Origin of the sequence: Labrys monachus (genome assembly GCF_030814655.1) — a bacterium.
Lineage (GTDB): Bacteria > Pseudomonadota > Alphaproteobacteria > Rhizobiales > Labraceae > Labrys > Labrys monacha.
This window is the reverse complement of the sequence record NZ_JAUSVK010000001.1, coordinates 244,048-263,417: the sequence shown is the minus strand read 5'-3', so window position 1 is coordinate 263,417 and position 19,370 is coordinate 244,048. Positions and strand designations below refer to the sequence as shown.

The window sequence follows — 19,370 nt, the reverse complement described above, 5'->3', positions numbered from 1 at the left end:
GAACCGACCATGTCCCGCTTCGAACGCTACCTGACCGTCTGGGTCGCCTTGTGCATCGTCGCAGGCGTCGCCCTCGGCCACGCCCTGCCCGGCCTGTTCCAGGCGATCGGCTCACTCGAGCTCGCCAAGGTCAACCTGCCTGTTGCCGTGCTGATCTGGCTCATGATCATTCCCATGCTCATGAAGATCGACTTCGCCGCGCTGAAGACCGTGGGCCGGCACTGGCGCGGCATCGGCGTGACGCTGTTCATCAACTGGGCCGTCAAGCCGTTCTCGATGGCGGCGCTCGGCTGGCTTTTCGTCGGCTACCTCTTCCGCCCCTATCTGCCGGCGGGACAGATCGATTCCTACATCGCCGGCCTCATCCTCCTGGCGGCGGCGCCCTGCACCGCCATGGTGTTCGTCTGGTCGAACCTGACGCGCGGCGAGCCGCATTTCACGCTCAGCCAGGTGGCGCTCAACGACGCCATCATGATCGTCGCCTTCGCGCCGATCGTCGGCCTGCTGCTCGGCCTGTCGGCGATCACCGTGCCTTGGGATACGCTGACGCTCTCGGTCATCCTCTATATCGTCGTGCCCGTGATCATCGCGCAGCTCATCCGGCGCCAGGTCCTCGTTTCCGGCGGCGAGGCCGCCCTCGCCGGCTTGCTGGCGCGGATCGGGCCGGTTTCGCTGCTGGCGCTGCTCGCGACCCTCGTCCTGCTGTTCGGTTTCCAGGGCGAGCAGATCATCGCCCAGCCGGTGGTGATCGCGCTGCTCGCGGTGCCGATCCTCATCCAGGTCTATTTCAACGCCGGCCTCGCCTATGTCCTCAACCGGCTCGCCGGCGAGGAACATTGCGTGGCCGGCCCCTCGGCCCTCATCGGCGCCAGCAACTTCTTCGAGCTCGCCGTCGCCGCGGCGATCAGCCTGTTCGGCTTTCATTCCGGCGCGGCGCTGGCGACGGTCGTCGGCGTGCTGATCGAGGTTCCGGTGATGCTGACGGTGGTGTGGATCGTCAATGGCAGCCGCGGCTGGTACGATCGCGGCGCCCGCCGGTCGGCGCCGTCGGGAGCCCGGCCATGAAGACCGTCGACCTGCCGAATGTCGAGGCCGGGGCCCTCGCTATTCCAACCCTCGGGGATCTGCAGCCGCCGCGTTTCTCCACGCATCCGCCGCGCATTCTCCTGCTCTACGGCTCGCTGCGCGAACGCTCCTACAGCCGCCTGCTGACCTTGGAGGCCGAGCGCCTGTTGCGCCATTTCGGTGCCGAAACCCGGGTATTCCACGCCGACGGCCTGCCACTCCCGGATGCGGCGGCGGCCGATCATCCCAAGGTCCGCGAACTGCGCGAGCTGTCGCTCTGGTCCGAGGGCCAGGTCTGGTGCAGTCCCGAGCGTCATGGCGCGATGAGCGCCGTCATGAAGGCGCAGATCGACTGGATTCCCCTCGCCATCGGGGCGATCCGCCCGACGCAGGGCCGCACCCTCGCGGTCATGCAGGTCAGCGGCGGATCCCAGTCGTTCAATGCCGTCAACCAGCTGCGCATTCTCGGCCGCTGGATGCGGATGATCACCATCCCCAATCAGTCTTCCGTCGCCAAGGCCTTCGAGCAGTTCGAGCCGGACGGCCGGATGAAGCCGTCTTCCTCTTACGACCGTGTCGTCGACGTCATGGAGGAGCTGGTGAAGTTCACGCTGCTGACGCGGGACGTCTCCGCCTGCCTGACGGACCGCTACAGCGAGCGCAAGGAAGCAGCCGCGAAGCTGGAGGCACGGGTCAGGCTCGCCTCGATCTGACGGCCCCGGGACGCGGCTGGTTCTCGCCTGTGCGGAATGTCCCGCCGCAGCGCCCGCTTTCCGGCGCCGGGGTCTCGGTGTTCAGCGCCGCCGCGGACCGCCGTCGATGGACAGGGCCGTGGCGACGAAACGCCTCAGCGCACGATCTGCATGTACCAATCGGGCCGTTTCAGCGGCTGAAACCCCACTTTTGCATACACGGCATGCGCGTCGTCCGTGGCGAGCATCCACCCCTTGACCGTGCTGAGGTCGGGGTGCTCCACGGCAGCCTCCGCAAGCCATCGTCCGAGGCCCTTGCCGCGATGATCCTTGAGGACGAAGACATCCCGCAGATAGGCGAAGAGAGAGCCGTCCGTGACGACGCGGGCGAACCCCGCCTGGTCGCCCCGATCGTCGTAGAGTCCGAAGGGTATGGAGCCGTTGATCGCCTTCACGACCAGTTCCGGCTGGATTCCCGGGGACCAATAGGCCTCCTCGGCGAGGAAACGCGTGATCATGTCCATGTCGAGGCGGCTCCGATCGGTGCTGATCGTGTAGCCGTCCCTGTGCCAATGATAGGAGCGCGTTTCGTTCACCAGCAGGTGCATGCCTCGTCCTCTTTCCGGCGCAGCGTCCCGCACGACTGAGCGGAATAAGGGTATCTTCTGGACCGCGCCGGGCCGACGCGCAAGAGTCGGCTGGCGGCTGAGAGAGGTGCGGTCTCCGAGGCAGAGGCAAGCGATGGGATCTCCATCCAGCCGACGCCGTCACGCCCTCGCCCGGCGGCCGTCAGCCGCCTGCCGGGCAATTGGCGGCCGTGAAGTTCACCAAGTCGCTTTTGTCTTCGGTGAAGCCGTAAGCCTTGATTGTCAGCCTCCCGACCGTCGTATCGTTGCAGAGCATGATCGTGGCCGGCTTCTTACCCCGCAGTCGCATGGCGCAGATGCCGCCAAAGCTCTGGTCCTGGCCTCCGGCGTCGCTGAGAACCTCGACCAGCGACGAACACGTCAAACCGGCCGGGAGGCCGAAACCCGTCAGATCCTGTTCGAACGATCGCGTCCTTTCCGCAATCTCGCTGGGATCGGCGCTATCGCGCGCCCGGCCTTCGGCCGCGATCGCTGGCGTATTGAGCACAATGAGCCCCGTGACGAGAAGGCCTGCAAGTCGGCTATGCATTACGAATTTTCTCCAATGTCGAGTTGGCGTCGTACGGAGGATGGCATTCCGGCTCCGAAAAGCAGCCGCTTCGCGACGAGCAAGGCGACACCGGCGGCAATCTCGCGACGGTCGCGGAGAACCTTCATCGATACCTCCATCGATTATGTGTAACCTTGCCGAATGAAACAGCTCTGAGATGTCCTATGGACGAAGGGAGCGAACAGCTTCAAACCACGGCCCGCGCCAGGGTCGAGAGACAAGCGCTGAACGCCGGGCTGCTGGATGCAGCGTTTGCTGTTATTTCCTATAGCGACTTTGATCGGCGGTTCGGCCCCCTTCCTCACCCGCTTCCGATCGATCTGGATGTCCTGAGAAATCGCTTTTCGGAGAGCGAAATCAGCGACGCCTGTCGCCGGGTGATTGCACTCCTGCAGGACGCCTATCAGGCCGGCGACGATGTGCTCTCGAATCGACTGACATATCCGGAGAGCATCCACAGGCTCCGCCAGGGGCATCCCGGCTTTTCCGAGGAGTGCTACGACAGAACGGTCAACCAGGGCCTCTTCATGGCCCGCTGACGGAGCGGCAAGGCTGACGCTGCGCCCCGACGACGCGATCGGTCTCATGCGTCCGCTCCCCGGATGGCTTCGTCATTACGGCGCCCCTGAGCCGCCGCTGGCCGGATCGGCCAGCGGATAAGCACTGTCCGTCAGGCAGGCGTGCAGCCACGGCGCATCGGTTTCGGCGTTCACGTCGGCATCCAGCCGGGGAAGAGGATGAGCGGGCGGATTGCCCGCCCCGGACGAGACTTTGGGATGAATATTCCAGCTCGCGCTCTGGCCCGATTGGGCCTCGGCGCCCGGACAGGGATTGTCGTCGTCCCCCCCGATCGAACAGGTCGCGATCGTTTTCAACCGGCCGTCGACGACTTCAGCGACCGCATGCTTCTCATAGACGCTGCCGCTCGCCCAATCCTGATCCAGCGTGCAGACCCGATCGCGGTTCTGATAGTGCTGAATGGCGAAGCATCCGTAACTGTAGCGGCCGCCTCCGGGCAGAAAGTCGCAGGAGGTGTCGAAGCCGGCGAAAGCGCCGCCTGTGAACTGTGCCGCGAATTTCTGTTGCTCGAGCATGATCGCGACCAGGCGCGGCAGCTTCGGATCGGTATCGGAGCGGCGGGCCAGATCCCTGGTGCGGTCCTGCATGGCCTGCAGCAGGATTCCGCGGGAGTCCTCGCCGGAGGCGTCGTTCTCGTTCACTTGACCGAGCTGTTCGTCCCGGCGAGACAGCCATCGTTTCTGGCTGGCAACGAGCGCGCTGCGGATCTCCGCGTCCACCGTGGCCTTCAGGATGGTCGCATACGCTTCACCCATGGCGGCGTCGGCCTTCTGAAGCCGCTTGTCGGCACAGATCATATGGTCGATGGGGGTCGAGGCCTTGCGACAGTCTATCGCATGGGCTGGCGACACGAAGACGACGATTGCCAAGACCGCCGCCATCAGAAGGAGACAACGTCCCTGGCAGGACGGCGCCGTTCGAAGCCGCTACGGTCGAGCACATTCGCGCCGCGGGACGGGCGCGCAGCGCCACACTGATCGGCGGCGCGCGATCGTAAGCGTACGGCCGCCGACGCCGACTATCGCTTCGTCCCGCTTCAGGGGTGTCCACCATCCCTGAAGTGGACACTTCCTGTCCGATCGCTGTGCTCATACTCGCGATATCGCCTGCATCCGGGACCGCCGGCAAGACGCGGTTCACGGCACGCTTACTACTGCGCCTGGTGCGTTGCGTTGATTGGAGCGCAAAAAGCCCTCGTCCGGTTTCATACGGACGAGGGCTTTGTTGGAATCGTTGGTTGCGGGGGCACGCTGCGACCGCTGGCATAAAAGCGGTAGTGCTTTGATTTTGCTCGTCTTTGATGAAATCGAGAATCCCGAACAGCTCGCCGCGTAGCTCGGCATGGACTTCGCCGCGCTTCTCGCCGGGGGTGAGCACGATCTCCCCGATCAGCGAGCGCAGCGCTTCCGCCGCCTGCCGACCGCCGTCCGGGTCGTCGAGCGCTTCGGTGAAGCGATCGATGCGCAGCCGGTAGGCGTTGGCGATGTTGGGGTGAACGTCGGGAATGTCGACCGGAGCCTGCGACAGGCGTTCGCCGATCTCCGCCTTCTGCCGTTCGAGGTCTTCCATCCGCGCCTTCATCGACGGCTGATAGAGGCCGTCCTCGATCGCCGCCATGATCCCGGCTATCGCCTTGTCGATCTTGACGAGCGCTCGGCGATCGACCTCGGCCTGCGCCCGGCGGTCGTGGTTCAGCCGGTTCATCTCTTCGGCATAGGCGCGAACCGCCGCCGCGACGGCCTCCGACGACACCAGCTTCTCCTTGAGACCGGCGAGCACACGCGCCTCGATCTTGTCGCGGGTGATGGTGTGGTTGTTGTCGCAGGTGCCGCGCCGATGATGGTTGAGACAGCCATAGCGGTTCGGCGTGATGATGCCGAACTTGCCGCCACAACAGCCGCAGGTGAGCAGCCCGGAAAGAAGGGAGACCGGCCGGTTCGCCAGATGCAGCCGCTTCATCCGCCCTTCCAGCGTATTGGCCGGGTTGGGGCCGAACAGCGCGGAGATCTGCTTCTGCCGCGCCCGGGCGGCGCTCCAGAGCGCATCATCGACGATCCTGAGATGCGGCACTTCCGTCCTGATCCAGGCGCTTTCCGGGTTGGGACGCGAGACGCGCTTGCCGGTCGACGGGTCCTTGACGAAACGCTGGCGGTTCCACACCAGCACACCGGCATAGAGTTCGTTGTTGACGATGCCGGTGCCGCGCGTGACGTGACCGCGAATGCTGGTGTCGCCCCAGGCGCGGCCGAGCGGACCGGGAACGCCCTCGCGATTGAGATCGACCGCAATCGCCTTCGGGCTCTTGCCGCTGGCGAAGTCCCGGAAGATACGGCGGATGGTGTCGGCCTCTTGCGGGATGATTTCCCGGTCGCCCCGGATCGGCTCGCCCGCCGCGTCGAACCGCTTCACCACCTTGTAGCCGTAGCAGAGGCCGCCGCCGGCCTTGCCCTTCTCGACGCGACCGCGCAGGCCGCGATGGGTCTTCATCGCGAGGTCTTTGAGGAACAGCGCGTTCATCGTGCCCTTCAGGCCGACATGCAGTTCGGAGATTTCTCCTTCGGCCATGGTGACGATGGTGATACCGGCGAACTTCAGATGCTTGTAGAGCGTCGCCACGTCGGCCTGATCGCGGCTGATGCGGTCGAGCGCCTCGGCCAGCACGATCTTGAATTCACCGCGCTGGGCGTCACGGATGAGGCGCTGGATGCCCGAGCGCAACACCGTGCTCGCGCCCGAGATCGCCGCATCCTCATAAGACCCGACGATCTCCCAGCGTTCCCGGCGCGCGTGCTCGCGGCAGATCCGGAACTGGTCTTCGATCGACGCCTCGCTCTGATTGTCGGAGGAATAGCGGGCATAGAGCGCGACGCGGGGGGCAAGATGGCGGGTCATGGCGTCTCCGGTAAAGGTCGGTCAGTCCTCGTCGGCCTCGCCGTCGCCGGTCCCGGCGCTGCGAGGCTGGTTGTCGTTGTCGGCGCGCAGCCGCTCGAAGTCTTCCCGCGCCATTTGACGGCCGATCAGCCGGGCGATGTCGAGCACCACCCGGTCCAACCGCTGCGACGGGCCGGCGGCATCAATCTCGCCGCCCGGTTCCCGACCGTTGTCGTTGGCCGGGGGCGATCGCATCAGTGGTCGTTTGCTGTCGTCTACCATGCCACTTCTCGCCCTGCTTTTGGAGACAAACAGGCATGAAGCGACAGCAAAATCGGGCTGTGAAAATGTATAATACGGTCGGAGAGCCACAGCGAAGAAACGTCGGCAATCGGCGGTCATCCGCCGATCTCAACCCTGCGGTTTCTCCGACAGATCGGAGAAGTTCTTGATCTTGACGGCGTGGTCGGGGAAGCGGGCGACGATTTCCAACTCCCCGCCCATCGCTTCGATGAAGCGGCGCAGGGTGCTGACATACATGTCCGCGCGCTTCTCGATCTTGGCGACCGAGCCCTGATTGATCTGGAGTGTCTGGCCGATTTCCTCCTGCGACAGCTTCATGGCTCGCCGCATCTCGCCGAGGTCCATTTCCGCGCCGAGGCGCACGGCCTCCGCTTCGGCCGCCGCCTGCGCCGCCGGTGTCATGCGGGCGCGAAGCTCCGCGAAGGTTCTCCTACCGGCCATCGTCCTTTTCCTTTTCCAGTTCGGCCAGATGCTCGTCATAGAGAGCATCGGCCACCGGGATCATCGTTTCGTAGAAACGCTTGTCGCCGGTCTTGTCGCCCCCGATCAGCAGGATGGCCGAGCGGCGCGGATCGAAGGCATAGAACACCCGCATGGGCTTGCCTCCACTCTGCACGCGCAGTTCCCGCATATGGGCGTGGCGCGAACCGCTGATGCCGCTCGAATAGGGAAACGGCAGATTGGGGCCGCGCTGTTCCAGCTTGCGGACGTGGGCGTCGATGCTGATCTGCTCGGACTCGGCGAGGCCGTCCCACCAAGCGCCGAACTCGTCCGTATATTCGACCGGCCATTGCATGAGGGAATATTATTCCATAAAGAGACTTTCAACAAGAGCCTTATCAGAGGCCCCCGCCGCCGCTCGCCCTTCGGTCGGCATTGGAGCGCTGGCGCTCACAATCCGTCCTGGTCTGCTTGGAAAGCCCTTGCCGGACCGGGGACAGGCAGTCAGGGCTGGCGCGGCACGCGCCACCGCGTAGCGGCTCGGCCTTGACGGGCTGGAACCGGTCTGGCCCCATCGGCAAAGCAGGCAAACTCGTCGTCAACACCCAGGAGGGAATTCCGATCAGGCAGGCTGAAAGCATAGACTACCAATCGGCAGAGCAAGACCGTATTCGTGGCGTGATTGCATTTTGCGAGGTCCCAGATTGACTTACTGCATCGTATCGACGCACGACCATTCCGAGCTTGTGCCTGTGACCGGGCGCTGGCGTTGGCAAGGCTTTTTCAAGGAGCGGGGCATCGCTTTGCAGGACGTGCTCCGATATGAGCGTGAGCGCGCGTCCAGTCGTGAGCACCTTCCACGCACCTTTGTTCTATTGGAGGAACGCGAACCCGTCGGAATGGTGACTCTGGCGGAGAACGATCTGGAGATCAGACCCAACCTCAATCCCTGGCTGGCCGATTTGTATGTTGCCGAGCCGTTCCGGGGACGCGGACACGGTTTGCGCCTTGTGCAGGGACTGGAAGCCAAGGCAAGAGAAAAGGGGATCGACCGACTATGGCTTTTCACGACCGGCGCGGCCAAGCTCTATGCGAAGGCGGGTTGGATTGCGGTCGAAACGGTCACGAGACAAGGTGATGCGATGACGATCATGAACCGCGAGTTCTAAGGGCGCAGTTCGGTCGAACCGACCATCCTTTTCTTCGCCATGTTAATAGTCTCCAAAAATCAGAATTTCCGCGACATGAGATCTTCAACACGGCACAGAGGGTTATTCTTAGAGACCTGCATTACACCTGCCTTGTACCTTGAAAACGCCACATAAATATTGCCTTCGGAACGACGTCATCATCTCTGCGAAAATTCTACTCCGCTTTCCTGTTAATAACCGAGCCGCAGGGCAAGACTTCCAGACTACGTCGGTCCATTTGCGCCAGCACCTCGCTAAAGCCAAAGCGGGGGTGCCATCCAAGCGCACGCTCGGCCTGAGCGGAATCATATACGCGGTCGATGGAGCTTGGGAGGCTCCACCCTCTCCGGTCGAACTCGGCGGCAAGAGCTGGTGCACGCAGCCTGACAAGGGATTCCGCGTCCGAGGCCAAAGTCGGGCAATCCTGCATTGCGAAAGGGGTGGCGGCCGAGATGATATAGCGCCGGAAGTGCGGCCCGCCGTTCGTCAGCGCGGCCAAGTGGGCATCGGCCACGTCCCGAACATCAACCCCACGATGTAGCCGATAGGTAGCCATCACATCGCCCGGCTCCGGAAAGCTGCGGGACATGCGCAAAACCCGCACGGCCAATTCAGAACAGGCCATGCCTTCCAGAAGGCGCTCGGCTTCGAGTTTCGTCCGATGATAGATGCTCTTCGGTAGAGGGGTCGTATTCTCGTCTATCCATGTGCATGAGCCGGGAGAAACAGCACGCCCATATAAGGCTGTCGTGCTGGTGAAGATCAGCCGTTTCACGCCAGCGGCAATCGCCACCTTTACGACAAGTCGGGTTCCCTCCACGTTGATGCGCTGAAACTCCTCATCTGGAATAATACCGACATGCGGAGCATGGAGCGCAGCCGTATGGATAACGGCATCCACGCCCTTCAAAGCGGAGTATAGTAGCGCTTCGCTGGCGAAGTCTCCGACGACATGGGTGGTGGAAAAGGGAGAGCGATCGACCCCAACGACCTTGTGTTGCTCCGCCAAGGCCCTGAAAATGGCCCGACCGACCCGTCCGGAACTACCCGTAAGCACTATGCGCATGTGAAACTTTCAAGAAAGTCTGTCGCAAAACTCCCGAACTTTGTCGGTCTTTCGCGCTCGATACCCACTCCGGTGCAGAATAGGGACTTCCGCGATAATGGCAACGTCCGCCGAGATCTCGACCCGGCCGGAACCCAAAGCGCCAAGAATGCTGCCCGGCTCGCGCGCGACCCCGATGAAGCGCCAAGCGTGGAAAAGAGGGCCGACACCCAATCCGTTGTTCGTGCCGTCTCCTGCGTCACCGCCTCTCGCCGCCTTCGCTCCCCGGCCGCCATTTCACGGGATCGGCGATCCATCGGTCGACGTCGGATTCGTGCCAGCCGGAGCCGTTGGTGCTGATCCTGAGCTGGGCCGGGAACGTGCCCTCGGCGATCTTGCGGTAGAGCGTGGATCGGGACAGACCGGTCCTGGCGAGGACGGTTTTGAGACGGATGATACGGTCTGGTTCTCGCATGGTGGCGATGCCTCGCACTGGCGGTTCCTGACGGCTCCCGAGCCAGAGGGAGCAAGGAATTATCTTTGTGCAAGAAATATTTAGCGTCAGAGTACCATAGCGAAGTAAGGGCAAGAATCGGCTGTTTCGAGAGCCCGGTTTTTTGTCTGAGCCGCCCGAATCAGCCCTCAGACTTCGCTCCCGGCGACGCGGAAGCGATCCGTCAATACAAGCCATCGCCTGAGAGAGCCGCGAGATTTATTCATCGCTCGACGCAGGACCAGCACGGGCACTTTTCGTTGGATTTGGAGTAAGCCCGCGTCGGAAGTCAGAGCTTCTGTACGATGTCTTCCTTTGGCAGATGATTCAACGGAAGCGGCGCTTGCGCCTTCACGGTCTGGATGGCGGAGTTGCTGCGGATATCGCAGCCCCCCGGCATCTTGAGCAGCGTCTCGAGCAGAAAGCGCTCATAGCCCGCCAGATCCCTTCATCGCGTCCTACGCCGGAGCTGGCGATCCCAAGGCTGCGGCAAACTATTTGCGCAAGCCAAGTCCCGCCGGCACGCCCTTGATCGAGTGGTCCGGCACCGGACTGATTCAGCCGGGGTTTCAGAAGCGTTTCGAGGCCAAGGACGGGAAGTTGGACGAGGTCGCCGATTGATGGATTGGCCTATTGCTGCGCTTTGGTCGCACCCTCGCAACCTGGATCCCAAGAGACGAGTGGTGACCTGAGAACATACCTTCAAGCGAAAAATCGATCATAATGTGGCGCACCGGAACCGCTTTTTGTTTGCGAGGTGACGAGCTCGTCTCCTGCGTACGGAGCGGATGCGACCTGTTTTCGTAGCCGTTCGACAAAACAGCTCACCACCTATTGACATGGCGCCATAAATTGTCACTAAATGTAGACATCGTGGTTCTTCCTAGTCTGTTAAGACGTGGAAGCTAAGAGGGAAGTCGGTGCGCTCTATCGCAAGGCCGGCGCTGCCCCCGCAACTGTAAGTGGCGAGTTCTTGTTCAGCCATGTCACTGAGGCCGCAAAGCCTTGGGAAGACGTACAAGGATGATGACCCGCGAGCCAGGAGACCTGCCGCGACACTATGTACGTCCACGGGCGGGGTGTTCCGGTGAGGCGCTTGCTTTGGGCGGCATGTGCCTCCCGTGTCGTGGCACGCGTCCGCCTGCTCTCCGTCCCCACATTCATCGGGGATGATGATGCCAGCTACAGCCGAACGCCATGACAATGGCAACCACAGACCTTACACGACGGCCCCTGACGTTGAGGCGGTCGCTAGCGCGCCCGGCTATCAGCTCATCCGCCGCAATGGCGCGGTGACGCCGTTCGATACCGCCAAGATCGCGGTCGCCTTGACCAAGGCGTTTTTGGCCGTAGAAGGGCCGTCCGCCGCCGCATCCCGCCGCATCCACGACATCGTCGCCGGGCTGACCGACCAGATCGTGGCGAACCTAACCCGCCGCCCCGGCATCGGCCGGACCTTCCATATCGAGGATGTGCAGGACCAGGTGGAACTGGCCCTGATGCGCGGGGAGTATCACAAGGTCGCCCGGGCTTATGTGCTCTATCGCGATGAGCGGGCGCGGGAACGCGCGAAGGCCCTCGCCGCGGCCCATCCGGCTGGTGATGTCACCGTCGTGCTGCATGTGAGGACCGCCGACGGCGCACGGGTGCCACTGGATGCCGGCCGCCTCTCAATCGTCATCGGCGAGGCTTGCACTGGGCTCGACGGCGTCTCGCCCGACGCGGTCCTCACGGAGGCGCAACGCAATCTCTATGACGGTATCACGCTCGACGAACTGGCACAGGCCCCCATCCTGGCGGCGCGCACACTGGTGGAGACCGAGCCCAACTATTCCAAGGTCAGTGCCCGCCTGCTGCTCGACAAGCTGCGCCGCGAGGCTCTGAGCTTTGTCGCCGGCCGGCCGGAACAGGCGACGCAGGCGGAGATGGCGGAACGTTACGGCGACTATTTCTGCGCCTATGTGAAGACCGGCATCGCCAACGAACGGCTCGATCCCGAACTCGACCGCTTCGACCTCGCCCGACTTGCTGCCGCGCTCGAACCTGCGCGTGACCTCGAGTTCGATTATCTCGGCTTCCAGACGCTCTACGACCGCTACTTCCTGCACATGCGTGGAAATCGCTTCGAGTTGCCCCAGGCCTTCTTCATGCGGGTCGCCATGGGGCTGGCGCTGCGCGAGATCGACAGGGAGGCGCGAGCCATCGAATTCTACGACCTGCTCTCCTCCTTTGATTTCATGGCCTCGACGCCGACCTTGTTCAACGCCGGCACGCTCCGGCCGCAGCTCTCCTCCTGCTTCCTGACCACGATCGCCGACGACCTCGACGGCATTTTCAAGGCGGTGAAGGACAACGCCTTGCTCGCCAAGTATTCCGGCGGGCTCGGCAATGACTGGACGCCGGTGCGCGGCCTCGGGGCCTACATCAAGGGCACCAACGGCGAGAGCCAAGGTATCGTGCCATTCCTGAAAGTGGCCAACGATACCGCCATCGCGGTCAACCAGGGCGGCAAGCGCAAGGGGGCGGTCTGCGCCTATCTCGAGACCTGGCATGTCGACATCGAGGAGTTCCTTGACCTCCGGAAGAACACCGGCGACGACCGCCGCCGCACCCACGACATGAACACCGCCAACTGGATTCCCGACCTGTTCATGCAGCGGGTGGAGGCCGGGGGGCAATGGACCCTGTTTTCGCCCGACGAAGTGCCGGACCTGCACGACCTCTATGGCAAGCCGTTCAAGACGGCCTACGAGACCTATGAGGAGAAGGCCGGACGCGGGGAGATCAAGGTGTTCAAGCGGGTGGCGGCAGTCGACATCTGGCGCAAGATGCTGACCATGCTGTTCGAGACTGGACACCCTTGGATTACTTTTAAGGACACATGCAATCTAAGATCACCGCAAAGCCATGTCGGCGTGGTGCATTCCTCGAACCTGTGTACCGAGATCACGCTGAACACCTCCGCCGACGAGGTCGCGGTCTGCAATCTCGGCTCGGTCAACCTCGCGGCCCATGTCAGGGTGGACGGGCTCGATCAGGCGCGGCTGGCGAAGACGGTGAAGACCGCGATGCGGATGCTCGACAACGTCGTCGACATCAATTTCTACACCATCCCCGAAGCGCGCCGCTCGAACCTGCGCCACCGCCCGGTGGGGCTTGGACTGATGGGGTTCCAGGATGCGCTTCAGACGCTGCGCCTGCCGGCGGCTTCGGACGCAGCCGTCAGCTTCGCCGACACCTCCATGGAGGCGATCAGCTTTTATGCCATCTCCGCTTCGGTCGATCTCGCCGCCGAGCGCGGACACTATCCGAGCTTCGAGGGGTCGCTCTGGTCGAGGGGCATCCTGCCAATCGACTCGCTGGAGATACTCAGCGAGGCGCGCGACGGCGATGTCGAGCTCGACCGTTCCTCGACGCAGGACTGGGCGGGACTGCGCCAGCGCGTCAAGACGACGGGCATGCGCAACTCGAACTGCATGGCGATCGCGCCGACCGCGACGATCTCGAACATCGTCGGCGTCTCGCAATCGATCGAGCCGTCCTACAGTCATCTCTACGTCAAGGCGAACATGTCGGGCGATTTTACCGTCGTGAACGCCGGCCTTGTTCGCGACCTGAAGGCGCGCGGGCTCTGGGACGAGGTCATGGTCTCCGACCTCAAATACTATGACGGCAAGGTCAGCGGGATCGACCGCGTGCCGGACGATCTCAAGGCGCTCTACGCCACCTCCTTCGAGATCGAACCGAGATGGCTGATCCGCGCCGCCGCGCGCCGGCAGAAATGGATCGATCAGGGCCAGTCGGTCAATCTCTACATGGCCCAACCCTCGGGCCGGAAGCTCGACGAAGCCTATCGCCTCGCCTGGCGGCTGGGTCTGAAGACGACCTATTACCTGCGCGGCCTCAGCGCCACCCATGTGGAAAAGTCCACCCTGAAGGGCACGGACGGCAAGCTCAACGCTGTCGCGGTCGGCGGCACGTCGGCCACCCCCATCCTGGTCGAGATGCCGCCAGTCAACGGCCCGACCGTGCCGAACGCTTGCTCGCTCGATGATCCCACCTGCGAAGTCTGCCAGTGAGCGGCCTTAACCGAGGACCCATGACGATGCCCGACTGGTCAGACCCGAACCCGCCTGCCGCTTTCCCCATCCTTCGCCCTGCCGCGCCTCCGCCCGCCGATGCCACCGGAGATGCCACTGGCCTTGGCGACATCGACCGCTCCGGCGGTCGCGTGAGCGTCGATGAGAAGCGGATGATCAACTGCCGTGCCGACGTCAATCAGCTGCTTCCGCTCAAGTACAAGTGGGCCTGGGAAAAGTATCTCTCCGCCTGCAACAACCACTGGATGCCCACCGAGGTCTCTATGCAGGCCGACATCTCGCTGTGGAAATCGCGCGACGGGCTGACAGAGGACGAGCGCCGCGCCATCAAGCGCAACCTCGGCTTCTTCACGGCATCGGAAAGCCTCGTCGCCAACAACATCGTACTGGCCATTTACCGTCACCTGACCAACCCCGAATGCCGGCAATATCTGTTGCGCCAGGCATTCGAGGAAGCGGTGCACACCCACACCTTCCAGTACATCGTGGAAAGCCTCGGCCTCGATGAGGGTGAGCTGTTCAACATGTATCGAGAGGTGCCGTCCATCACGGACAAGGCCGCCTGGGCGCTGAAGTACACCCAGACCCTCGACGATCCGACATTCGAGACCGGGACGCCGCAGGCGGATCAAAAGTTTCTGCGCGATCTCGTCGCCTTCTACGTCGTGTTCGAGGGCATGTGGTTCTACACCGGGTTTGCGCAGATCCTGTCGCTCGGCCGACGCAACAAGATGGTCGGCATCGCCGAGCAGTATCAGTACATCCTACGCGACGAGAGCATCCACCTCAACTTCGGCATCGACGTCATCAACCAGATCAGACACGAAAATCCGCATCTGTGGACGGCGCAATTCCAAGACGAGGTGCGCGGGATGTTGAAAGAAGCCGCCGCACTCGAAGCCGCCTATGGACGGGATACCATGCCGCGCGGTTTCCTCGGCCTCAACGCCGCGCTCTGTGAGCAATACATGCACTTCATCACCAACCGCCGCTGCGCCCAGCTCGGTCTCGCATTCGTCTTCGGAGAGGCCGAGAATCCGTTCCCGTGGATGAGCGAGACGATGGACCTGAAGAAGGAGAAGAACTTCTTCGAGACCCGCGTCATCGAATACCAGAATGGCGGGACCCTCGCCTGGGACTGATCGTGTTGTCAAAAGATACGTTATAACATAACATTCTGTCTTGGTGCAGCTGGTTCGTCCAACGCACGCCCATCACTCTCCGGAACAGAAAGGACCCCGTATGCTCATCCATACCGTCATGAGGTTTTCCGCGCTCCTGAGCGCCGTTGCCCTTTTCGGTCTCCCGTCATCTGGGGCATTCGCCGGGCCGACCCGTTATCCGCTCACCCTCGACAATTGCGGTCACGCGATCACGTTCAAACAAGCTCCTTCGCGTACGGTCGCCATCGGCCAGGGCAGCGCGGAAATCCTCTACATGCTCGGTTTATCCGACCGGATGGTCGGCACGGCGCGTTGGATCGCCCCCGTCCTTGCGGAATACGAGGCTGTCGACGCCAAGATCGAGCGCCTCTCCAAAGACAATCCGAGCTTCGAGAAGGTCCTGTCGAAAAAACCGGACTTCATCACCGCCCAGTTCCTGTGGCAAGTCGGCCCCAAGGGCGAGGTCGCCAAGCGCGAGCAGTTCGAGGAACTCGGCATCCCCGTCTACATCTCGCCATCGGACTGCACCGGCAAGAACAATGCAGGTGTCAGTGACGGCTCACGCGTCGCGGCCTTTTCACTGGACCTGATCTATCGCGAGATCCGAGATCTCGCCCGGATCTATGACGTTCAGGGGAGGGGCGAGGCAGCCGTCACCAGCCTCGAGGCACGAGTGGTGGCAGCACGCACCAAGATCGCAGCGGCCAGCGGCCAGGTGTCTGCCGTCTTCTGGTTCTCGAGCCCGAAAGACGGCGATCCTTACGTCGCCGGCCGAAAGGGTGCACCAGCCTACATCATGTCGGTGCTCGGCCTGCGCAATGTGATTGAAGCCGATGACGAGTGGCCGAATGTCGGCTGGGAGACCATCGCCAAAGCCGATCCGACGATCATCGTCGCCGGAAAGCTGGATCGTCAGCGCTTTCCGCTCGACGCCATCGAAGCCAAGCGCAGGTTTCTCGCTACCGATCCCGTCACCAGCCTGATGCCGGCGGTCAGGAACGGCCATGTCTTCGAACTCGACGCGCAGGCCATGAACCCGACGCTGCGGACCATCCAGGGCATCGAGGTCGTCGCCGAGGCCATTGCTTCGGCGGGGCTCGCCCGGTGATGGTCATCCTCGGGCATCTCGTGGGACGGGCGGGCGCTGCTGTTCTGGCGCTCGCTCTTCTCGTCGCCGCACTCTGGCTCGGAGCAGCTATCGGAGAGACCGAGATACCCTTTCCCGTCGTCGCAAAGACGGTGGCGAACCGTCTGTTCGGCGCTGGCTACCCCTTGGAGCCCCTCGACGAGGGTATCGTGTGGAGCTACCGCCTCAGCCGCGCGGTGGTGGCTGCCTCCTGCGGCTCGGCGCTTGCGCTCTCCGGCGCGGTGTTGCAAGCGCTCCTGCGCAATCCGCTCGCCGATCCCTATATCCTCGGCATTTCCGCCGGCGCATCGGCGGGAGCCGTGTCGGTGGCGATCCTCGGAGTCGGCGGTGGCTTGTTGGCGCTGCCGGTCGGTGCCTTCATCGGGGCGCTCGTCGCCTTAGCGTTCGTCAGCCTGCTCGCCCTCAGGGCCGGGCGGGGAACAGGTACCGTCATCCTTGCCGGCGTCGCCGGGTCGCAGCTTTTCCACGCACTCACCTCCTTCATCATCACCAAGGCGGCGAGCGCCGAACAGACGCGCGGCATCATGTTCTGGCTGCTCGGCAATCTTTCCGGCGTGCGCTGGCCGGATGTCCATATTGCGGTTCCGGCGGTGCTCTCTGGTCTCCTCGTCTGCCTCTGGCACGCGCGGGCACTTGATGCCTTCACGTTCGGTACCGCCTCGGCCGCCTCTCTCGGCATCCCGGTGCGGCGGACCTATGTCCTGCTGGTCGCGACTTCGGCGATGATGACGGCGGTGATGGTTTCGATCGTCGGCTCGATCGGCTTCGTCGGTCTCGTCATTCCACATGCGGCGCGGATGGTGGTGGGTCTTCGGCACATCGTGCTCCTGCCAGTGGTGGCGCTGATCGGAGCAGTGTTCATGATTATCGCCGACATCGTCTCGCGCACGCTCATCCCGGGCCAGGTTCTGCCGGTCGGAGTGATCACTGCGCTCGTCGGTGCTCCGGCCTTCGCCCTTCTCCTGGCGCGCGGGGGGAGCCGCTCATGAGACTCTCCGTCCGCAACGTTTCCTGGTCTGCCGGCAGCACCCGGATCTTGCGCGACGTGTCGCTCGACGTCGCCCAGGGTGAATTTCTCGGCATCATAGGTCCCAACGGCTCGGGAAAGACCAGTCTGCTCGCGCTTCTTTCCGGCATCCGGCGACCTCAGATCGGCGAGATTCTACTCGACGGTGCACCGCTCGCTGGCTTTGGACGCCGCACAGTGGCGCGCTGCATCGCTCTGGTCGAGCAGCAGGCCGAGACCACTGAGCACATCACCGCACGGCAAGCGGTCGAACTCGGTCGCACGCCCTATCTCGACGCGCTCTCGCCGTGGTCGGCGGTTGATGCGACGATCGTCGACGCCGCGCTCCAGGCTGTCGACATGGCCCACCTGGCCGACCGCTTCTGGCATACGCTTTCGGGCGGCGAGCGCCAGCGAGTGCACGTTGCCCGCGCGCTCGCCCAAGAGCCGAAGATTCTGCTCCTCGACGAGCCGACCAATCACCTCGACATCGGCCATCAGATCGCTCTACTCGATCTCGTTCGGCAACAGCGACTGACCGTCGTCGCAGCCCTGCACGACTTGAATCACGCGTCGATGTTCTGCGATCGGATCGCCGTCCTGCGTGGCGGTACATTGCTGACCATCGGGGCTCCGCAAAATGTGTTGACACCGTCGCTCATCAGCGAGGTCTTCGGCGTCGATGCTGTGATCGAAGACCATGGCGCGGAAGGGTGCGCGATCCGCTTCCGGCCGGACGGCGCGCCGTGCAGACCCCATCGGGCGACCTGATTTGTTGGAACGGCCGTCGGGCCCGCTAAAATCGGCCCTGATTTTCGTGCTGAAAGCACAGGGGAAAAGTGAATGAAACGGATCAACCGCGACCTCAAAGAGGAAATTCGCGACTATTGGTCGAAACGGTCCGAGACCTTCGATCTTGCCTTTGGTCACGCTATCGCGGCGGGACCGGAGTTGGATGCTTGGGCCGCTGCCGTCAAACAAGCCCTTGGCCCTCAGCCACGCCGCGTTCTCGAACTCGCCTGCGGCACGGGAGAGGTGACCGGTGTCCTTCTCGGCCTCGGTCACGAAGTGACCGCACTCGACTTTTCCGAGGCGATGCTGACGGTCGCCCGCCGCAAGCACGCCGGCCACAAGAAGGTCCGTTTCATTCTCGCCGACGCGGAAAGCACTATGGAAGATGAAGCAAGTTATGAAGCAATCATTTGCCGTCATCTCGTGTGGACGCTGACGGAACCCGAACAGGCCTTCTCCGACTGGCGGCGGATCTTGAGGCCTGGTGGTCTTCTGCTGATCTTCGATGGCGACTGGGCGCGGCCGACGCTCATGGGCCGGGCGGCATCGCTCGTCATCCACGTGATCGACCTGTTGGTCGGCGCGGATCCCCATCATGGCGGCATGAGTGATCGCCACGCCGCGATCATGGCGCAATTGCCTTTCGGTGGCGGACTGACGACCAAACGTCTCGTCCCCATGCTGGCCGATGCCGGCTTCGCCGATATCGAGCTTTCTTCTCAGTGGACCATTGCGGTCGCTCAACGCAAGCACGCCACGCTCCGCAACAAGTTGCGGACTTTGATTTACCGGCGCTTCATCCTGTCGTGCAGGAAGAGCGGTGAAGCAGCCGGTTCACTGCGCCCGCATGTGGATCGACGGCACGGTTGAAGTCGATCTGCTCCTCGACGGTGCCGCCCTCGACTATCAGGAAGAAACCGCCGGGATCCTTGGAGATCACATCGAGGGCACCGCCGCGGCCCATGGTGGCGAGATCGAGCTTACCGCTGGCGAGCGCCTCAAGGTCGGCGCGGGTTTCGATCAGCCTGTACTGGGTTTCACCCGCCTTGAGCCTGCCCCAGGTATCGCGGCCACCGACATACAGGAAGGCCTTGTCGTCCTTGGGTTCGACGGCCTTGCTCTGCAACCGCCGGAACGGCGTGATTGAGCGCCGAGGACTCGGCATCCCCGGCGATGCCTCCTGCTGGCTGTTTCTGACAGCTCCCGAGCCAGAGAGAACAAGGAATTATCGTTGTACAAGAGGGTTTTGAGTGCCGTCGTACGGTGGCGTGGAGACGGCGGCAGAT

20 protein-coding genes and 1 riboswitch are annotated in these 19,370 nt (G+C 63.1%); of the genes, 11 read left to right on the top strand and 9 right to left on the bottom strand.

Annotation, left to right across the window (positions count from 1 at the left end; genetic code table 11):
• Nucleotides 1–9 precede the first annotated feature (9 nt).
• Nucleotides 10–1,065 carry an ACR3 family arsenite efflux transporter gene (gene arsB / locus J3R73_RS01200; RefSeq protein ID WP_307421628.1) on the top strand — a complete coding sequence of 352 codons (1,056 nt, stop codon included), beginning with the start codon at nt 10–12 and terminating at the stop codon, nt 1,063–1,065.
• Nucleotides 1,062–1,778 carry an arsenical resistance protein ArsH gene (gene arsH, locus J3R73_RS01195; RefSeq protein ID WP_307421627.1) on the top strand — a complete coding sequence of 239 codons (717 nt, stop codon included), beginning with the start codon at nt 1,062–1,064 and terminating at the stop codon, nt 1,776–1,778. The genes arsB and arsH overlap by 4 nt, the downstream gene beginning before the upstream one ends.
• Before the next feature lie 134 nt (nt 1,779–1,912).
• On the opposite strand, the gene J3R73_RS01190 is transcribed toward arsH, so the two are convergent.
• Both J3R73_RS01190 and J3R73_RS01185 read right to left on the bottom strand, forming a co-directional pair.
• On the bottom strand, nt 1,913–2,365 hold the full coding sequence (locus J3R73_RS01190) for a GNAT family N-acetyltransferase (protein WP_307421626.1): 453 nt from the start codon (nt 2,363–2,365) through the stop codon (nt 1,913–1,915).
• A 181-nt stretch (nt 2,366–2,546) separates the two neighbouring features.
• Complete coding sequence (locus tag J3R73_RS01185; RefSeq protein WP_307421625.1) at nt 2,547–2,933, bottom strand: hypothetical protein; 387 nt, start codon at nt 2,931–2,933, stop codon at nt 2,547–2,549.
• 185 nt (nt 2,934–3,118) lie between these two features.
• Here J3R73_RS01185 and J3R73_RS01180 point away from each other — a divergent pair, with 185 nt between their 5' ends.
• Nucleotides 3,119–3,493, top strand: a complete 375-nt coding sequence (locus tag J3R73_RS01180; RefSeq protein WP_307421624.1) for a hypothetical protein — start codon at nt 3,119–3,121, stop codon at nt 3,491–3,493.
• 75 nt (nt 3,494–3,568) lie between these two features.
• Here J3R73_RS01180 and J3R73_RS01175 read toward each other — a convergent pair whose 3' ends face one another.
• The 5 genes from J3R73_RS01175 to J3R73_RS01155 form a co-directional block, all read right to left on the bottom strand.
• Nucleotides 3,569–4,330 (bottom strand): lysozyme inhibitor LprI family protein, encoded by a 762-nt coding sequence (locus J3R73_RS01175; RefSeq protein WP_307421623.1) that lies wholly within the window; start codon nt 4,328–4,330, stop codon nt 3,569–3,571.
• The gene (locus tag J3R73_RS01170; protein WP_307421622.1) at nt 4,281–6,425 is read right to left on the bottom strand and encodes a recombinase family protein; all 2,145 of its coding nucleotides are present in this window, start codon (nt 6,423–6,425) and stop codon (nt 4,281–4,283) included. The genes J3R73_RS01175 and J3R73_RS01170 overlap by 50 nt, the downstream gene beginning before the upstream one ends.
• Before the next feature lie 21 nt (nt 6,426–6,446).
• Complete coding sequence (locus J3R73_RS01165) at nt 6,447–6,686, bottom strand: hypothetical protein (protein ID WP_307421621.1); 240 nt, start codon at nt 6,684–6,686, stop codon at nt 6,447–6,449.
• A 129-nt stretch (nt 6,687–6,815) separates the two neighbouring features.
• Nucleotides 6,816–7,148 carry an XRE family transcriptional regulator gene (locus J3R73_RS01160; protein WP_307421620.1) on the bottom strand — a complete coding sequence of 111 codons (333 nt, stop codon included), beginning with the start codon at nt 7,146–7,148 and terminating at the stop codon, nt 6,816–6,818.
• Nucleotides 7,138–7,503 (bottom strand): type II toxin-antitoxin system RelE/ParE family toxin, encoded by a 366-nt coding sequence (locus tag J3R73_RS01155; RefSeq protein ID WP_307421619.1) that lies wholly within the window; start codon nt 7,501–7,503, stop codon nt 7,138–7,140. The genes J3R73_RS01160 and J3R73_RS01155 overlap by 11 nt, the downstream gene beginning before the upstream one ends.
• A gap of 349 nt (nt 7,504–7,852) precedes the next feature.
• Here J3R73_RS01155 and J3R73_RS01150 point away from each other — a divergent pair, with 349 nt between their 5' ends.
• The gene (locus J3R73_RS01150; protein ID WP_307421618.1) at nt 7,853–8,317 is read left to right on the top strand and encodes a GNAT family N-acetyltransferase; all 465 of its coding nucleotides are present in this window, start codon (nt 7,853–7,855) and stop codon (nt 8,315–8,317) included.
• A 196-nt stretch (nt 8,318–8,513) separates the two neighbouring features.
• Here J3R73_RS01150 and J3R73_RS01145 read toward each other — a convergent pair whose 3' ends face one another.
• Together J3R73_RS01145 and J3R73_RS01140 are read right to left on the bottom strand one after the other, a co-directional pair.
• The gene (locus tag J3R73_RS01145) at nt 8,514–9,404 is read right to left on the bottom strand and encodes an NAD-dependent epimerase/dehydratase family protein (protein ID WP_307421617.1); all 891 of its coding nucleotides are present in this window, start codon (nt 9,402–9,404) and stop codon (nt 8,514–8,516) included.
• A 238-nt stretch (nt 9,405–9,642) separates the two neighbouring features.
• A complete protein-coding gene (locus J3R73_RS01140) occupies nt 9,643–9,858 on the bottom strand; it encodes a helix-turn-helix transcriptional regulator (protein WP_307421616.1) in 216 nt (71 codons plus the stop codon).
• Between the two features lie 875 nt (nt 9,859–10,733).
• A riboswitch (cobalamin riboswitch) is annotated at nt 10,734–10,945 on the top strand.
• A gap of 106 nt (nt 10,946–11,051) precedes the next feature.
• Here J3R73_RS01140 and J3R73_RS01130 point away from each other — a divergent pair.
• The 7 genes from J3R73_RS01130 (at nt 11,052) to J3R73_RS01100 (ending at nt 19,231) form a co-directional block, all read left to right on the top strand.
• Nucleotides 11,052–13,955 (top strand): ribonucleoside-diphosphate reductase subunit alpha, encoded by a 2,904-nt coding sequence (locus tag J3R73_RS01130; RefSeq protein WP_307421615.1) that lies wholly within the window; start codon nt 11,052–11,054, stop codon nt 13,953–13,955.
• Nucleotides 13,956–13,981: 26 nt separating this feature from the next.
• The gene (locus J3R73_RS01125; RefSeq protein ID WP_307436987.1) at nt 13,982–15,118 is read left to right on the top strand and encodes a ribonucleotide-diphosphate reductase subunit beta; all 1,137 of its coding nucleotides are present in this window, start codon (nt 13,982–13,984) and stop codon (nt 15,116–15,118) included.
• A 118-nt stretch (nt 15,119–15,236) separates the two neighbouring features.
• A complete protein-coding gene (locus J3R73_RS01120) occupies nt 15,237–16,247 on the top strand; it encodes an ABC transporter substrate-binding protein (RefSeq protein WP_307436984.1) in 1,011 nt (336 codons plus the stop codon).
• Nucleotides 16,247–17,275, top strand: coding sequence for a FecCD family ABC transporter permease (locus J3R73_RS01115; protein ID WP_307436982.1), 1,029 nt, complete (start codon nt 16,247–16,249; stop codon nt 17,273–17,275). Before J3R73_RS01120 ends, J3R73_RS01115 begins: the two co-directional genes overlap by 1 nt.
• Nucleotides 17,272–18,063, top strand: coding sequence for an ABC transporter ATP-binding protein (locus J3R73_RS01110; RefSeq protein ID WP_307421614.1), 792 nt, complete (start codon nt 17,272–17,274; stop codon nt 18,061–18,063). Before J3R73_RS01115 ends, J3R73_RS01110 begins: the two co-directional genes overlap by 4 nt.
• Nucleotides 18,064–18,135: 72 nt before the next feature.
• The gene (locus J3R73_RS01105; RefSeq protein WP_307421613.1) at nt 18,136–18,954 is read left to right on the top strand and encodes a class I SAM-dependent methyltransferase; all 819 of its coding nucleotides are present in this window, start codon (nt 18,136–18,138) and stop codon (nt 18,952–18,954) included.
• Entirely contained in the window at nt 18,905–19,231 is a 327-nt protein-coding gene (locus J3R73_RS01100) for a hypothetical protein (protein WP_307421612.1), read from the top strand. Before J3R73_RS01105 ends, J3R73_RS01100 begins: the two co-directional genes overlap by 50 nt.
• The last annotated feature ends 139 nt before the right edge of the window (nt 19,232–19,370 follow it).

What these genes read in the sequence shown, in the direction of transcription:
- J3R73_RS01120 (WP_307436984.1), top strand. Translation starts at nt 15,237, where the DNA reads ATGAGGTTTTCCGCGCTCCTGAGCGCCGTTGCCCTTTTCGGTCTCCCG.
- J3R73_RS01185 (WP_307421625.1), bottom strand. Translation starts at nt 2,933, where the DNA reads ATGCATAGCCGACTTGCAGGCCTTCTCGTCACGGGGCTCATTGTGCTC.
- arsH (WP_307421627.1), top strand. Translation starts at nt 1,062, where the DNA reads ATGAAGACCGTCGACCTGCCGAATGTCGAGGCCGGGGCCCTCGCTATT.
- J3R73_RS01145 (WP_307421617.1), bottom strand. Translation starts at nt 9,404, where the DNA reads ATGCGCATAGTGCTTACGGGTAGTTCCGGACGGGTCGGTCGGGCCATT.
- J3R73_RS01170 (WP_307421622.1), bottom strand. Translation starts at nt 6,425, where the DNA reads ATGACCCGCCATCTTGCCCCCCGCGTCGCGCTCTATGCCCGCTATTCC.
- J3R73_RS01105 (WP_307421613.1), top strand. Translation starts at nt 18,136, where the DNA reads ATGAAACGGATCAACCGCGACCTCAAAGAGGAAATTCGCGACTATTGG.
- J3R73_RS01140 (WP_307421616.1), bottom strand. Translation starts at nt 9,858, where the DNA reads ATGCGAGAACCAGACCGTATCATCCGTCTCAAAACCGTCCTCGCCAGG.
- J3R73_RS01160 (WP_307421620.1), bottom strand. Translation starts at nt 7,148, where the DNA reads ATGGCCGGTAGGAGAACCTTCGCGGAGCTTCGCGCCCGCATGACACCG.
- J3R73_RS01165 (WP_307421621.1), bottom strand. Translation starts at nt 6,686, where the DNA reads ATGGTAGACGACAGCAAACGACCACTGATGCGATCGCCCCCGGCCAAC.
- J3R73_RS01110 (WP_307421614.1), top strand. Translation starts at nt 17,272, where the DNA reads ATGAGACTCTCCGTCCGCAACGTTTCCTGGTCTGCCGGCAGCACCCGG.
- arsB (WP_307421628.1), top strand. Translation starts at nt 10, where the DNA reads ATGTCCCGCTTCGAACGCTACCTGACCGTCTGGGTCGCCTTGTGCATC.
- J3R73_RS01180 (WP_307421624.1), top strand. Translation starts at nt 3,119, where the DNA reads ATGGACGAAGGGAGCGAACAGCTTCAAACCACGGCCCGCGCCAGGGTC.
- J3R73_RS01155 (WP_307421619.1), bottom strand. Translation starts at nt 7,503, where the DNA reads ATGCAATGGCCGGTCGAATATACGGACGAGTTCGGCGCTTGGTGGGAC.
- J3R73_RS01190 (WP_307421626.1), bottom strand. Translation starts at nt 2,365, where the DNA reads ATGCACCTGCTGGTGAACGAAACGCGCTCCTATCATTGGCACAGGGAC.
- J3R73_RS01115 (WP_307436982.1), top strand. Translation starts at nt 16,247, where the DNA reads ATGGTCATCCTCGGGCATCTCGTGGGACGGGCGGGCGCTGCTGTTCTG.
- J3R73_RS01130 (WP_307421615.1), top strand. Translation starts at nt 11,052, where the DNA reads ATGCCAGCTACAGCCGAACGCCATGACAATGGCAACCACAGACCTTAC.
- J3R73_RS01175 (WP_307421623.1), bottom strand. Translation starts at nt 4,330, where the DNA reads ATGATCTGTGCCGACAAGCGGCTTCAGAAGGCCGACGCCGCCATGGGT.
- J3R73_RS01125 (WP_307436987.1), top strand. Translation starts at nt 13,982, where the DNA reads ATGCCCGACTGGTCAGACCCGAACCCGCCTGCCGCTTTCCCCATCCTT.